The organism is Pseudomonas sp. B707 (assembly GCF_022496685.1).
GTDB classification, from domain to species: Bacteria; Pseudomonadota; Gammaproteobacteria; order Pseudomonadales; family Pseudomonadaceae; genus Aquipseudomonas; species Aquipseudomonas paraglycinae.
Genome location: NZ_WTVE01000031.1, coordinates 358,920 through 373,137, shown reverse-complemented (window position 1 = coordinate 373,137; position 14,218 = coordinate 358,920). Strand labels below are relative to the sequence as shown.

At 60.3% G+C, this 14,218-nt stretch carries 11 protein-coding genes; 10 read left to right on the top strand and 1 reads right to left on the bottom strand.

Annotated features, from left to right (window positions below):
* Nucleotide 1: 1 nt before the first annotated feature.
* From lpxB to ispD, 10 genes are all read left to right on the top strand, one after another.
* Complete coding sequence (lpxB, locus tag GQX66_RS20790) at nucleotides 2-1,132, top strand: lipid-A-disaccharide synthase (RefSeq protein ID WP_085748113.1); 1,131 nt, start codon at nucleotides 2-4, stop codon at nucleotides 1,130-1,132.
* 11 nt (nucleotides 1,133-1,143) lie between these two features.
* Nucleotides 1,144-1,770, top strand: a complete 627-nt coding sequence (rnhB, locus tag GQX66_RS20785; RefSeq protein WP_102717198.1) for a ribonuclease HII — start codon at nucleotides 1,144-1,146, stop codon at nucleotides 1,768-1,770.
* A gap of 76 nt (nucleotides 1,771-1,846) precedes the next feature.
* Nucleotides 1,847-5,368 carry a DNA polymerase III subunit alpha gene (dnaE, locus tag GQX66_RS20780; RefSeq protein WP_102686557.1) on the top strand — a complete coding sequence of 1,174 codons (3,522 nt, stop codon included), beginning with the start codon at nucleotides 1,847-1,849 and terminating at the stop codon, nucleotides 5,366-5,368.
* Nucleotides 5,369-5,507: 139 nt separating this feature from the next.
* The gene (locus GQX66_RS20775; protein ID WP_011332694.1) at nucleotides 5,508-6,455 is read left to right on the top strand and encodes an acetyl-CoA carboxylase carboxyltransferase subunit alpha; all 948 of its coding nucleotides are present in this window, start codon (nucleotides 5,508-5,510) and stop codon (nucleotides 6,453-6,455) included.
* Between the two features lie 146 nt (nucleotides 6,456-6,601).
* Nucleotides 6,602-7,930 carry a tRNA lysidine(34) synthetase TilS gene (gene tilS / locus GQX66_RS20770; protein ID WP_240871036.1) on the top strand — a complete coding sequence of 443 codons (1,329 nt, stop codon included), beginning with the start codon at nucleotides 6,602-6,604 and terminating at the stop codon, nucleotides 7,928-7,930.
* A gap of 274 nt (nucleotides 7,931-8,204) precedes the next feature.
* A complete protein-coding gene (locus GQX66_RS20765) occupies nucleotides 8,205-9,836 on the top strand; it encodes a CTP synthase (RefSeq protein WP_007954805.1) in 1,632 nt (543 codons plus the stop codon).
* Between the two features lie 5 nt (nucleotides 9,837-9,841).
* Nucleotides 9,842-10,687 (top strand): 3-deoxy-8-phosphooctulonate synthase, encoded by an 846-nt coding sequence (gene kdsA, locus GQX66_RS20760; protein WP_007954807.1) that lies wholly within the window; start codon nucleotides 9,842-9,844, stop codon nucleotides 10,685-10,687.
* A gap of 156 nt (nucleotides 10,688-10,843) precedes the next feature.
* The gene (gene eno, locus GQX66_RS20755; protein WP_007954808.1) at nucleotides 10,844-12,133 is read left to right on the top strand and encodes a phosphopyruvate hydratase; all 1,290 of its coding nucleotides are present in this window, start codon (nucleotides 10,844-10,846) and stop codon (nucleotides 12,131-12,133) included.
* 171 nt (nucleotides 12,134-12,304) lie between these two features.
* Nucleotides 12,305-12,583, top strand: coding sequence for a cell division protein FtsB (gene ftsB / locus GQX66_RS20750; protein WP_003222158.1), 279 nt, complete (start codon nucleotides 12,305-12,307; stop codon nucleotides 12,581-12,583).
* The gene (ispD, locus tag GQX66_RS20745; RefSeq protein WP_085748118.1) at nucleotides 12,580-13,287 is read left to right on the top strand and encodes a 2-C-methyl-D-erythritol 4-phosphate cytidylyltransferase; all 708 of its coding nucleotides are present in this window, start codon (nucleotides 12,580-12,582) and stop codon (nucleotides 13,285-13,287) included. Before ftsB ends, ispD begins: the two co-directional genes overlap by 4 nt.
* Here ispD and GQX66_RS20740 read toward each other — a convergent pair.
* On the bottom strand, nucleotides 13,284-14,180 hold the full coding sequence (locus GQX66_RS20740) for a LysR substrate-binding domain-containing protein (protein ID WP_085748119.1): 897 nt from the start codon (nucleotides 14,178-14,180) through the stop codon (nucleotides 13,284-13,286). The two genes, ispD and GQX66_RS20740, sit on opposite strands and share 4 nt — an antisense overlap.
* Between the last annotated feature and the right edge of the window lie 38 nt (nucleotides 14,181-14,218).

Below are 14,218 nucleotides of genomic sequence, written 5' to 3'. Positions count from 1 at the left end.
CATGGCCAATCTTCGTATTGCGCTGGTGGCGGGGGAGGCTTCCGGTGACATTCTGGGCGCCGGTCTCATGCGTGCGCTCAAGGCACAGCATCCCGCGGTGGAGTTCATCGGTGTCGGCGGTCCGCTGATGCAGGCCGAAGGCCTGACTTCCTATTTTCCGATGGAGCGTCTGTCGGTCATGGGGCTGGTGGAGGTCCTGGGGCGGTTGCGTGAGCTGCTCAAGCGCCGCAAGGACCTGATTGCTACCCTGATTGCCGAGAAGCCAGACGTATTCATCGGTATCGACGCGCCGGACTTCAACCTCAATATCGAACTCAAGCTACGTCAGGCCGGAATCAAGACCGTGCATTACGTCAGCCCGTCGGTGTGGGCGTGGCGGCAGAAGCGGGTCCTGAAGATCCGCGAAGGCTGCGACCTGATGCTTACGCTGCTGCCGTTCGAAGCCAGATTCTACGAAGAGAAGGGCGTACCGGTGCGGTTCGTCGGCCATACGCTGGCCGACACCATTCCGCTGGAGGCTGATCGCTCTGCTGCGCGCGCCGAACTCGGTCTGCCGGATGGTCCGCTCGTGGCTTTGATGCCCGGCAGCCGGGGCGGTGAAGTCAGTCGTCTGGGGGCGCTGTTCCTCGATACTGCCCAGCGCGTGCGGGCCATGCGCCCAGGCGTGCGTTTCGTCATACCGTGCGCCAACCCCGAGCGTCGTGCCCAGCTCGAAGAGCTGCTGGCCGGCCGCGACCTGCCGGTGACCCTGCTCGATGGCAAATCCCATCTGGCGCTGGCGGCGTGCAATGCGGTCCTGATCGCGTCGGGTACGGCAACCCTTGAAGCGCTGTTGTACAAGCGCCCGATGGTCGTGGCCTACCGTCTTGCACCACTGACGTTCTGGATTCTCAAACGCATGGTCAAGAGCCCGTACGTGTCCCTGCCGAACCTGTTGGCCCAGCGATTGCTGGTCCCGGAATTGTTGCAGGATGATGCCACGGTCGAGGCGCTTGCCCAGACCCTGTCGCCGTTGATCGACGGTGGCGAAGAGCAGACCCGCGGCTTCGACGAGATCCACCGCACCCTGCGCCTGGACGCTTCCAATCAGGCGGCTGACGCCGTTCTGAACCTGATCGGTCAAACACGATGAGCAAGACAAGCATGCAGATGGGCCTGGATTTCACCTTGGTCGCCGAAGTCGAAGAGCTGGTCGCCGGCGTCGATGAAGTCGGTCGCGGCCCGTTGTGCGGCGCGGTCGTTACGGCAGCGGTGATCCTCGATCCGAACCGTCCGATTCTCGGCCTCAACGATTCGAAGAAACTTACCGAAGCCAAGCGCGAAAAGCTCTACGACGAAATCTGCGAGAAGGCGCTGAGCTGGTGCATCGCCCGCGCCGAAGTCGAAGAAATCGACGAACTGAACATCCTTCACGCCACCATGCTGGCGATGCAGCGCGCGGTCGCTGGCCTGCATATCCAGCCGAAACTGGCAATGATCGACGGCAACCGCTGCCCGAAACTGCCGATGCGTTCCGAAGCGGTGGTGCAGGGCGACGGCAAGGTACCGGCAATTGCAGCAGCGTCGATTCTGGCCAAGGTCAGCCGTGACCGCGAGATGGCAGCGTTTGAGTTGATCTACCCGGGTTACGGCATCGGCGGCCACAAAGGCTACCCGACGCCCGTTCATCTGGAAGCATTGGCGCGCCTCGGACCGACGCCGATTCACCGGCGTTCTTTTGCCCCGGTTCGGCAGGCTTATGAAGCACTGGAAGGTCTCGCGCAGGTTTAGCGGCGAGGCTGATGTTTTGTTCGGGGCCCGGTACAATCCGGGCCTTGTTGTCTCTATGTAACTGGACAGGATCACTATGCCGGCTTCATTCGTTCATCTACGCCTGCACACTGAATACTCCCTGGTCGACGGGCTGGTGCGGATCAAACCGCTGGTCAAGGCCCTGACCGGCATGGGCATGCCGGCCGTTGCGGTGACCGACCAGAACAACATGTGTTCGCTGGTCAAATTCTATAAAAACGCCATGGGTGCCGGGATCAAGCCGATCTGCGGCGCCGACCTGTGGCTGTCGAACAAGGACCCGGACGGGCCGCTGAGCCGGATCAGCCTGCTGGTCATGAATGCCCAGGGCTATCGCAACCTGACCGAGCTGATTTCCCGTGGCTTCATCGACGGTCAGCGTAACGGCATGGTCATCATCGAGCGCGAGTGGGTCGCCGAGGCCAACGAAGGCCTGATCATGCTGTCCGCCGCGAAAGAAGGCGAGATCGGTATGGCCATGATCGGCGGCAACCCCGCCGAAGCCGAGGCGCTGGCCCGCGAATGGATGGCGGTGTTCCCGGATCGTTTCTATCTGGAAATTCAGCGTACCAACCGTCCGAACGACGAAGAACAGTTGCACGGTGCCGTGGCCCTTGCCGACAAGCTCGGCGCGCCGTTGGTAGCTACGAACGACGTACGCTTCATCAAGCAGGAAGACTTCGCCGCCCACGAAACCCGTGTCTGCATCGGTGAGGGCCGGGCCCTCGACGACCCACGGCGATCCAAGAACTACAGCGACCAGCAGTACCTGAAAAGCGCCGAGGAAATGGCCGAGCTGTTCAGCGACCTGCCCGATGCGATCGAGAACACCGTCGAGATCGCCAAGCGCTGCAACATCGACGTGAAGCTGGGCAAGCACTTCCTGCCCGACTATCCAATTCCCGATGGCATGACCATTGACGAATATTTCCGCAAGGTCTCGTTCGATGGTCTGGAAGAGCGCCTCAGCGTGCTGCTGCCCAAGGACACCACCGAGGACTACGAGGCCAAGCGTCAGGTCTACGTCGACCGGCTGAATTTCGAGCTGGATATCATCATCCAGATGGGGTTCCCCGGTTACTTCCTGATCGTGATGGACTTTATCCAGTGGGCCAAGAACAACGGTGTTCCGGTGGGCCCAGGCCGGGGGTCGGGTGCCGGATCGCTGGTGGCCTATGTACAGAAGATCACCGACCTCGACCCGCTGGAATATGACCTGCTGTTCGAACGTTTCCTCAACCCGGAACGGGTATCGATGCCCGACTTCGACGTCGACTTCTGCATGGACGGTCGCGACCGGGTGATCGACTACGTGGCCGAAAAGTACGGCCGCAACGCGGTGAGCCAGATCATCACCTTCGGTTCCATGGCGGCGAAGGCTGTGGTGCGGGACGTGGCGCGGGCCCAGGGCAAGTCGTTCGGCCTGGCGGATCGCCTGTCGAAGATGATTCCGTTCGAAGTCGGCATGACCCTTGAAAAAGCCTACGAGCAGGAAGAAATCCTGCGCGACTTCATCAAGGTCGATGAGGAAGCGGCGGAAATCTGGGAGATGGCGCGCAAGCTCGAAGGCGTGGTGCGTAACGTCGGTAAACACGCCGGTGGTGTGGTGATCGCGCCGACCAAGCTGACCGACTTCTCGCCGATCTATTGCGACGAGGCCGGCGACGGTCTGGTGACCCAGTTCGACAAGGACGACGTCGAGGCGGCCGGTCTGGTGAAGTTCGACTTCCTCGGTCTGCGGACCCTGACGATCATCGACTGGGCGCTGAAGACCATCAACCGCGACCGCGCCAAGGTCAACGAGCCGCCGCTGGACATCGCTTTCATCCCGCTGGATGACAAGCCGACCTATCAGCTGCTGCAAAAAGCTGAAACCACCGCTGTGTTCCAACTTGAATCCCGCGGGATGAAAGAGCTGATCAAAAAGCTCAAGCCCGACTGCCTCGAAGACTTGATCGCACTGGTGGCCCTGTTCCGTCCGGGGCCGCTGCAATCGGGCATGGTGGATGACTTCATCAACCGTAAGCACGGTCGCGCGGAACTTGCGTATCCGCATCCGGATTACCAGTACGAAGGCCTGCAGCCGGTACTGGCACCGACCTACGGCATCATCCTGTATCAGGAACAGGTGATGCAGATCGCCCAGGTCATGGCCGGTTATACCCTCGGTGGCGCGGACATGCTGCGTCGGGCGATGGGTAAGAAGAAGCCCGAGGAAATGGCCAAGCAGCGCGGCGGTTTCATTGAGGGTTGTGCGTCGAACAATATCGACGCGGATCTGGCCGGTAACATTTTCGACCTGGTGGAAAAATTCGCCGGTTACGGCTTCAACAAATCCCACTCCGCCGCCTACGGCCTGGTCTCGTACCAGACTGCCTGGCTGAAAGCCCACTACCCGGCGCCGTTCATGGCCGCGGTACTGTCGGCGGACATGCACAACACCGACAAGGTCGTGACCTTGATCGAGGAAGTGCGCACGATGAAGCTGCGCCTCGACGCGCCGGACGTGAACACCTCTGAGTTCAAGTTTACGGTGAACGACGAAGGCCGCATCGTGTACGGCCTGGGCGCGATCAAAGGCGTCGGCGAAGGCCCGGTGGAAGCGATCACCGAAGCCCGTCAGGCCGGTCCGTTCAAGGATTTGTTCGACTTCTGCGCCCGGGTCGACCTCAAGCGCATCAACAAGCGCACGCTGGACGGTCTGATTCGCAGCGGCGCGCTGGATCGCCTCGGCCCGTACTTCCACGACGAGCAGAAGGCGTATCAGGCCAACATTGACCGCAACCGCGCCGTGCTGCTGGCGGCGATGGAAGAGGCGATCAAGTCGGCCGAGCAGACCGCGCGCACCCGTGACAGCGGCCACGCCGACCTGTTTGGCGGGCTGTTCGTCGAGGAAGACGCGGACGTTTACGCGATCCACCGCAAGGCGAAGGAGCTGACGCTCAAGGAACGCCTCAAAGGTGAAAAAGACACCTTGGGCCTGTACCTGACCGGTCACCCGATTGACGAGTACGAAGGTGAGATCCGCCGTTTCGCCCGTCAGCGCATCATCGACCTGAAACCGGCCCGGGATACCCAGACCGTGGCGGGGATGATCATTGCCCTGCGGGTGATGAAGAACAAAAAGGGCGACAAGATGGGGTTCATCACCCTCGATGATCGCTCCGGACGGATCGAGGCGTCGCTGTTCGCCGATGCGTTCCACTCCGCGCAATCGCTGCTTCAGACCGATGCGATGGTGGTGGTCGAAGGCGAGGTCAGCAACGATGACTTCTCCGGCGGCCTGCGGCTGCGGGTCAAGCGGGTGATGAGCATGGAAGATGCGCGCACCAACCTGGCCGAGAGTCTGCGCCTGAAGTTGCAAACCCAGGACCTGAAAGGCGATCAGCTACGCTGGTTGGGTGATTTGCTCAAGCGTCATCGCGGGGCGTGCCCGATCACCATGGAGTACACCAGTCCCGATGCGAAGACCTTGCTGCAGTTTGGCGAGACCTGGCGGATCGACCCGGCGGATGCCTTGATTCAAGCCCTGCGTGACCAGTTCGGGCGAGACAACGTCTTCCTCCAATACCGTTGACCGGCAGGTGCTATCAAAGCGCCTGCCCACAACCTGAATTTTTAATCTCGACCTCAGCGCGCCTCTCCCTTAAGGTAGGGCGCGAATAGACAACCGGCCGGCCCAAGCTCATTTGGGACACGACCCAAGACGGACGCCTATGAACCCGAATTTTCTAGATTTCGAACAGCCGATCGCCGACCTGCAAGCCAAGATCGAAGAGTTGCGCTTGGTCGGTAATGACAATTCGCTGAATATCGGCGATGAGATCTCCCGCCTGCAGGACAAGAGCAAGACGCTGACCGAAGACATCTTCGGCAAGCTGACCAGCTGGCAGATCGCACGTCTGGCGCGTCACCCGAAACGTCCTTACACCCTGGACTACATCGAGCACATCTTCACCGAGTTCGACGAACTGCACGGTGACCGTCACTTCTCCGACGACGCGGCCATTGTGGGCGGCGTGGCACGTCTGGAAGACCAGCCAGTGATGGTGATCGGTCACCAGAAGGGCCGTGAAGTGCGTGAAAAGGTACGCCGCAACTTCGGCATGCCGCGTCCGGAAGGCTACCGCAAGGCTTGCCGCCTGATGGAAATGGCCGAACGTTTCAAGATGCCGATCCTGACCTTCATCGACACCCCGGGCGCCTACCCTGGCATCGACGCCGAAGAGCGCAACCAGAGCGAAGCGATCGCCTGGAACCTGCGCGTCATGGCTCGCCTGAAAACCCCGATCATCGCCACCGTGATTGGTGAAGGTGGTTCCGGCGGTGCACTGGCGATCGGCGTGTGCGATCAGTTGAACATGCTGCAGTACTCGACCTACGCGGTGATCTCGCCGGAAGGTTGCGCGTCGATTCTGTGGAAAACCGCAGAGAAAGCGCCGGATGCTGCTGAAGCGATGGGCATCACTGCCGAGCGTCTGAAAGGCCTCGGCATTGTCGACAAGGTGATCAGCGAGCCTTTGGGCGGCGCTCACCGTGATCCGGCTGCGGCCGCTGCCTCGATTCGCGCCGAGCTGAGCTCGCAACTGGCGATGCTGAAGAAGTTCGACAACGAAGCGCTGCTCAAGCGTCGTTACGATCGTCTGATGAGCTACGGTCTCTAAGTCGAGCCGTTTCGGCCAACGATGCAAAACACTGTGGGAGCGGGCTTGCCCGCGAATGCGATGTAACATTCAACGACTGTGTTGGCTGTTTCACCGCTTTCGCGAGCAAGCCCGCTCCCACATTTGGTTTGTGAAAAGGTAGAAAAATGGGTCAGCCCTCGATTGATTTGCCTTCCAGGCTTCTGCGCAATCTCAAGCCCTGGCTCGGTGCTTCCCATTGGCGGATCGCCTTCTCCGGTGGCCTCGATTCCACCGTCTTGCTGCACCTTCTGGCAAATCTTGCCAAAACCCATTCCCTTCCCGCGCTAAGTGCCATCCATGTCCATCACGGCCTTCAGACTGTGGCCGACGCGTGGCCGGCGCATTGTCAGGCTGTCTGCGATGAACTGGCGGTGCCGTTGCAAGTGGTGCATGTGCAGGTGCAGCCGGGGGCGAGTCTGGAGCGGGCGGCGCGGGATGCGCGCTATGCAGCGTTCATAGCGGCGACTCAGGCCAGTGATGTGCTGCTGACCGGGCAGCATCGCGATGATCAGGCTGAAACGCTGTTGTTTCGCCTGTTGCGTGGCGCTGGCGTGCGTGGGTTGTCCGGTATGCCAGTTCAGCGCGTGCTGGGGCAGGGCAGTCTGGTTCGGCCGTTACTCGATGTTACGCGGGCCGAGCTGGAAGCCTATGCGCACGACCATGGTCTGCGTTGGATTGAGGACCCTTCCAATCAGGATCGACAGTTCTCGCGCAACTATCTGCGCCATCAGGTCATGCCGTTGCTGACCGGCCGCTGGCCTCAGGCTCACGCCAGCATGGCCCGCAGTGCGGCGCATCTGCGTGAGGCGCAAGGTTTGCTCGATGAGCTGGCTCAAATCGATCTGGCTCAAGCGAGCTTACCCGCTGAATTCGAGTGGTCGGGATTGCCGTCACTGGAGTTCGCGGCTATCGCGAACTTGTCCGATGCCCGTCAGCGAAACGCACTCAGTCACTGGCTTGAACCGCTGACCCGACTGCCGGATACCGACCATTGGTCGGGTTGGGCGGACCTGCGCGATGCCGGCAACGATGCCTCGCCGATCTGGCGTCTGGCGGAAGGCGAGTTGCATCGAAGCGCCGGTCGCTTGTGGTGGCTCAGCGGGCAATGGCTGCGCGCGCCGGTGGTCAGCGGCGACTGGCATGACCTGTCGTCAGCGCTACGCTTGCCCGATAACGGACGTGTCATGTTCATCGGCCAGACTCCCGCCGGGCCGCTGCAAATCCGCTATCGGCAGGGCGGCGAGGTGATGCATCTGGCGGATCGCGGTCATCGTGATCTCAAGCGCCTGCTCAATGAGCGCGCGGTGCCGGGCTTCGTGCGTGGCAGATTGCCGCTGCTGTTTCGCGGTGAAGAATTGCTCGCCGTGGCGAACCTGCCGGGGCTCGACGGCAATGCGCTGGAAGGCTGGCGATTGCATTGGCAGCCTTCAGACGAAGATCAAGGTTTGAGATGAAGGGGGCATTCCGGTAGACTACGCTCCCTTCTTGATACAACTTCTGTGGATTCGCCTGAATTGCAGGAGTTGCCGATTACCAAGCAGTCTTTGCTGGGCGATTCCAAAAAATGTGTAGCGAGCAACGTACCGGTGTTTTCACTTCCGGTCTGTCCCAACGCGGCGGTTTTTTTGAAAGGTGCACTGTGATTAATGCAGGTGATCGGGGGCTTCGGCCTTCCTTCGCTTTCCCCGGCGGCTCGGACCGCTTTAACGCAGACTTCTAGGGTTTTTCATGACGCGCTACATATTCGTCACGGGCGGTGTTGTTTCTTCTTTGGGGAAAGGCATTGCATCGGCTTCATTGGCGGCCATCCTGGAGGCGCGGGGGCTTAAGGTCACCATGCTGAAGCTGGATCCGTACATCAACGTCGACCCGGGCACCATGAGCCCGTTCCAGCACGGTGAAGTGTTCGTCACCCACGACGGCGCCGAGACCGACCTGGACCTGGGCCACTACGAGCGGTTCATCCGCACGACCATGACCCAGAACAACAACTTCACTACCGGCCGTGTCTACGAGCACGTGCTGCGCAAAGAGCGCCGTGGTGACTACCTGGGTGCAACCATCCAGGTGATTCCGCACATCACCGACGAAATCAAGCGTCGCATCATCAAGGGCGCCGGCGATGCCGACGTGGCCCTGGTGGAAATCGGTGGCACCGTTGGCGACATCGAATCGCAACCGTTCCTCGAAGCCATCCGCCAGCTGCGTGTGGAAGTCGGTTCCAAGCGCGCGATGCTGATGCACCTGACCCTGGTTCCGTATATCGCCACCGCAGGCGAAACCAAGACCAAGCCGACCCAGCACTCCGTGAAGGAACTGCGTTCGATCGGCCTGCAGCCAGACGTTCTGATCTGCCGTTCCGACCATCCGGTGGATGTGTCGTCGCGTCGCAAGATCGCGCTGTTCACCAACGTTGAAGAGCGTGCGGTGATCTCCCTGGAAGACGTCGACACCATCTACAAGATCCCGGCCGTGCTGCACGCTCAGGGTCTGGACGATTTCGTCGTCGAGCGTTTCGGTCTGCAATGCAATGGCGCCGACCTGTCCGAGTGGGAAAAGGTCGTTGATGCCAAGCTCAATCCAGAGCACGAAGTCACCATCGCGATGGTCGGCAAGTACATGGAGCTGCTGGACGCCTACAAGTCGCTGATCGAAGCGATGAGTCACGCCGGCATCACCAACCGTACCAAGGTCAACCTGCGCTACATCGATTCCGAAGACATCGAGAACCAGGGCACCGCGCTGCTGGAAGGCGTCGACGCGATCCTCGTACCGGGCGGCTTCGGTCTGCGTGGCGTGGAAGGCAAGATCACTGCCGTTCAATACGCTCGCGAAAACAAGGTTCCATACCTGGGGATCTGCCTGGGCATGCAAGTGGCGGTCATCGAGTTCGCCCGTAACGTGCTGGGCTGGAAAGACGCCAACTCCACCGAATTCGATCGTGCCAGCGGCCATCCGGTTGTCGGTCTGATCACCGAGTGGGAAGACGCTACCGGTGCAGTCGAAACCCGTACCGAAGCGTCCGATCTGGGCGGCACCATGCGCCTCGGCGCTCAGGAATGCCTGCTCGAAGCCGGCTCCAAGGTGCACGACTGCTACGGCAAGGATGTGATTGTCGAGCGTCACCGTCACCGTTACGAAGTGAACAACAACCTGCTGCCGCAAATCATCGAGGCTGGCCTGAAAATCTCCGGTCGCTCTTCCGATGCTGCGCTGGTTGAAGTGGTCGAAGCTCCGGATCATCCATGGTTCGTCGCTTGCCAGTTCCACCCAGAGTTCACCTCGACGCCACGCGATGGCCATCCGCTGTTCAGCGGCTTCGTCAAAGCGGCATTGGCTCAACACCAGAAGAAGGCGTAACCCCGATGGCACAGAAGATCATCCGCGTCGGCGACATCGAGATTGCCAATGACAAACCCATGGTGCTGTTCGGCGGCATGAACGTGCTGGAAAGCCGTGACATGGCCATGCAGGTTTGCGAAGAGTACGTGAAGGTCACCGAAAAACTCGGCATCCCTTACGTGTTCAAGGCCAGCTTCGACAAGGCCAACCGTTCTTCTGTGACCTCCTATCGCGGTCCTGGCCTGGAAGAGGGCATGCGCATCTTCCAGGACATCAAACAAGCCTTCGGCGTGCCGATCATCACCGACGTCCACGAGCCTGACCAGGCCGCGGTCGTCGCCGAGGTCTGCGACATCATCCAGCTGCCGGCCTTCCTGTCGCGCCAGACCGATCTGGTCGTCGCGATGGCCAAGACCAACGCTGTGATCAACATCAAGAAAGCCCAGTTCCTCGCGCCTCAGGAAATGAAACACATCCTGAACAAGTGCGTGGAAGCGGGTAACGATCAGTTGATCCTCTGCGAGCGTGGTTCGAGCTTCGGCTACAACAACCTCGTGGTCGACATGCTCGGCTTCGGCATCATGAAGCAGTTCGAGTACCCGGTATTCTTCGACGTGACCCATTCGCTGCAAATGCCTGGCGGTCGTTCCGACTCTGCCGGCGGTCGCCGCGCCCAGGTCACCGACCTGGCCAAGGCTGGCATGAGCCAGTCGCTGGCGGGCCTGTTCCTCGAAGCGCACCCGGATCCGGACAACGCCAAATGCGACGGCCCTTGCGCCTTGCGTCTGGACAAACTGGAGCCATTCCTGGCCCAGCTCAAAGCCCTGGACGAACTGGTGAAGAGTTTTCCGACGGTAGAAACCGCGTAAACCTCAATTCTCCGGTAAAGTACCGCACGATTTGTCGCTCATGCCCTCGGGTATGAGCGTTGTCGTCTGCAAGCTGCCCGCTGCACACCACTTGCCGACGGTAAAAAGATTTCCTCTAGCTGCGTCGTTTTCGTCAACTTTGGAGTGTTTACAACAATGGCAAAAATCGTCGACATCAAAGGTCGTGAAGTTCTCGACTCCCGTGGCAATCCCACCGTGGAAGCGGACGTGCTTCTCGACAACGGCATCATCGGCAGCGCTTGCGCGCCGTCCGGTGCATCCACTGGCTCGCGTGAAGCGCTCGAGCTGCGTGATGGCGACAAGAGCCGTTACCTGGGCAAGGGCGTGCTCAAGGCGGTAGCCAACATCAACGGTCCGATCCGCGATCTGCTGCTGGGCACCGACCCAAGCGACCAGAAAGCTCTGGATCACGCGATGATCAAGCTGGACGGTACTGAAAACAAAGCGACCCTGGGCGCCAACGCCATCCTCGCCGTCTCCCTGGCTGCGGCCAAGGCGGCTGCACAGGATCAGGATCTGCCGCTGTACGCTCACATCGCCAACCTGAACGGCACCCCGGGTGTGTACTCGATGCCGGTTCCGATGATGAACATCATCAACGGTGGCGAACACGCCGACAACAACGTCGACATCCAGGAATTCATGGTTCAGCCGGTTGGCGCCAAGTCTTTCTCGGAAGGTCTGCGCATGGGTACCGAGATTTTCCATCACCTGAAAGCTGTTCTGAAGGCCCGTGGCCTGAGCACTGCTGTCGGTGACGAAGGCGGTTTCGCGCCGAACCTGGCGTCCAACGAAGACGCACTGAAAGTGATTTCCGAAGCAGTCGCCAACGCCGGTTACAAGCTGGGCACCGACGTGACCCTGGCTCTGGACTGCGCGGCCAGCGAGTTCTTCGAAGACGGCAAGTACAACCTGTCCGGCGAAGGCCAGGTGTTCACCGCTGAAGGTTTCGCCGACTACCTCAAAGGTCTGACCGAGCGTTACCCGATCATCTCGATCGAAGACGGTCTGGACGAGTCCGACTGGGCTGGCTGGAAGATCCTCACCGACAAGATCGGCGAGAAGACCCAACTGGTCGGCGACGACCTGTTCGTGACCAACACCAAGATCCTGAAAGAAGGCATCGATAAAAAGATCGCCAACTCGATCCTGATCAAGTTCAACCAGATCGGCACCCTGACCGAAACCCTGGAAGCCATCCAGATGGCCAAGGCAGCCGGTTACACCGCCGTGATCTCGCACCGTTCGGGCGAAACCGAAGATTCGACCATTGCCGACCTGGCTGTGGGTACTTCGGCTGGCCAGATCAAGACCGGTTCGCTGTGCCGTTCCGACCGCGTTTCCAAGTACAACCAACTGCTGCGTATCGAAGAGCAGTTGAATGGCAAGGCCAAGTACAACGGTCGTAGCGAGTTTCGCGGCTGAGCAGTAAATGATAGAAAGACACCGGATTGTGTCGGAAAAGTCGTGACAGCGATGGATTTGCCACTAATCTGATGCCTTATATGCACAAGCCTGGATATTCCAGGCTTCGTGCTATCAGATGCTTCAAAGTTTTGGCGTGGCTGTCTTTTTTCACTGGATACCTGATATTCGATGCGCAGTCCTTACTGGTTGTTTCTCGTTTTGCTCTTGCTGCTGGCCGGTCTGCAGTACCGCCTGTGGGTGGGCAATGGCAGTCTGGCGCAAGTCGCCGAACTGAATCAGCAGATTGCTGATCAACACGCCGAGAACGAAGCCTTGCTGGAGCGCAACCGGGTGATGGACGCTGAAGTCAGCGAGTTGAAAAAAGGCATGGAGACCGTTGAAGAGCGGGCTCGTCACGAACTGGGCATGGTCAAGGACGGCGAAACCCTTTACCAGTTGGCCCAATGATCGATTCCCTGCCGGCCTTCTGGGCCGTGATTCCTGCCGCGGGCGTCGGTGCCCGTATGGCCGCGGACCGTCCCAAGCAATATCTGCAACTGGGCGGGCGCACAATTCTCGAACACAGCCTCGGCTGTTTCCTCGATCACCCGAGCCTCAAGGGCCTGGTGGTCAGTCTTGCCGTTGATGATCCTTATTGGCCGAACCTGGCCAGCGCCAGTGATCCGCGCATTCAACGGGTTGACGGTGGTGCCGAACGTTCCGGCTCGGTGCTCAACGCCTTGCTTCATCTGCATGCCCAAGGTGCCGACGACGAGGACTGGGTGCTGGTGCACGATGCGGCGCGGCCTAATCTGAGCCGTGACGATCTCGACAAACTGCTCGCTGAGCTGGCGAACGATTCGGTCGGCGGCCTGTTGGCCGTGCCGGCGAAGGACACTCTTAAGCGGGTCGACAAGCACGGTCGAGTGGTGGAAACCGTTGATCGCAGTGTGATCTGGCAAGCCTATACGCCGCAGATGTTCCGCCTCGGTGCACTGCACCGCGCGCTGGCAGACAGTCTGGTGGCGGATGCAGTGATCACCGATGAAGCCTCGGCGATGGAGTGGGCCGGCATGGCGCCACGCCTGATCGAAGGCCGTGCGGATAACCTGAAAGTCACCCGCCCCGAAGACCTCGAATGGTTGCGCCAGCGCTGGGCCAATCGACGTTAAGCCCGATATTCCGGCCGTTCGGCCAAGCCTTCCTTGAGAAAGTCCACCAGTTTGCGCACCTTCGGCGACAAGTGCCGCTGCTGTGGGTACAGCGCCCACACCGCCGTATTCGGCGGTTGATGCGCTTCCAAAAGCGAAACCAACGCACCGCTGTGCAGATGTTCCAGCACGTAATAGTCCGGCAACTGACACAGTCCGACGCCTTGTAGCGCCGCATCCAGCACCGCTTGCCCACTGTTGCAGCGCCAGTTTCCCTGCACCCGCTGGGAAAATTCCCGCCCATTTTGTTCAAGCTGCCAGATGTCCGAGCTGCCGATCAGGCAATTGTGCCGTCCCAGCTCCGACAAACTGTGTGGGCGCCCGTACCGTTCAAGGTAGGAAGGCGATGCGCACAGATACATGCGTCGCGGTGCCAGCCGGGTCGCCACCAGCCGGGAATCCTGAAGCCGGCCAAGACGGATCGCCAGGTCCAGGCCTTCATGCACCAGATCGAGTTGCCGGTTGGTCAGTTCGATATCGATGCGCAGTTGCGGGTAATGCCCCATGAAACGGGTCACCAGCGGCACGATGAAGCGTTCGCCGTAAGCCACGGCGCAGGTCATGCGCAGCATGCCTTTGGGTTCGCTGGTCAGGTCGCCGACTGCGCGCAGCGCTTCTTCGCGACCGTCCTGCAGACGCTGGCAATGTTGCAGAAAGGTCTGGCCGGCTTCGGTCAGGGTGACGCGCCGGGTACTGCGGTACAGCAGTCGCGTCTGCAAGCGCTCTTCCAGTCGTACGATTTGTCGACTGATGTGCGAGGAAGAAACGCCCAGGCGTTCGGCAGCCGCAGTGAACTGGCTGCATTCGGCAACGGCGACGAACTCGTCGATGCCTTCCCAGCGGTTTTCGGACATGGGGATTATCCCTGTATGGCAATAATGTTTTGCTTTTG

What these genes read in the sequence shown, in the direction of transcription:
- lpxB (WP_085748113.1), top strand. Translation starts at nt 2, where the DNA reads ATGGCCAATCTTCGTATTGCGCTGGTGGCGGGGGAGGCTTCCGGTGAC.
- GQX66_RS20775 (WP_011332694.1), top strand. Translation starts at nt 5,508, where the DNA reads ATGAACCCGAATTTTCTAGATTTCGAACAGCCGATCGCCGACCTGCAA.
- ftsB (WP_003222158.1), top strand. Translation starts at nt 12,305, where the DNA reads ATGCGCAGTCCTTACTGGTTGTTTCTCGTTTTGCTCTTGCTGCTGGCC.
- eno (WP_007954808.1), top strand. Translation starts at nt 10,844, where the DNA reads ATGGCAAAAATCGTCGACATCAAAGGTCGTGAAGTTCTCGACTCCCGT.
- dnaE (WP_102686557.1), top strand. Translation starts at nt 1,847, where the DNA reads ATGCCGGCTTCATTCGTTCATCTACGCCTGCACACTGAATACTCCCTG.
- GQX66_RS20740 (WP_085748119.1), bottom strand. Translation starts at nt 14,180, where the DNA reads ATGTCCGAAAACCGCTGGGAAGGCATCGACGAGTTCGTCGCCGTTGCC.
- rnhB (WP_102717198.1), top strand. Translation starts at nt 1,144, where the DNA reads ATGCAGATGGGCCTGGATTTCACCTTGGTCGCCGAAGTCGAAGAGCTG.
- GQX66_RS20765 (WP_007954805.1), top strand. Translation starts at nt 8,205, where the DNA reads ATGACGCGCTACATATTCGTCACGGGCGGTGTTGTTTCTTCTTTGGGG.
- kdsA (WP_007954807.1), top strand. Translation starts at nt 9,842, where the DNA reads ATGGCACAGAAGATCATCCGCGTCGGCGACATCGAGATTGCCAATGAC.
- ispD (WP_085748118.1), top strand. Translation starts at nt 12,580, where the DNA reads ATGATCGATTCCCTGCCGGCCTTCTGGGCCGTGATTCCTGCCGCGGGC.
- tilS (WP_240871036.1), top strand. Translation starts at nt 6,602, where the DNA reads ATGGGTCAGCCCTCGATTGATTTGCCTTCCAGGCTTCTGCGCAATCTC.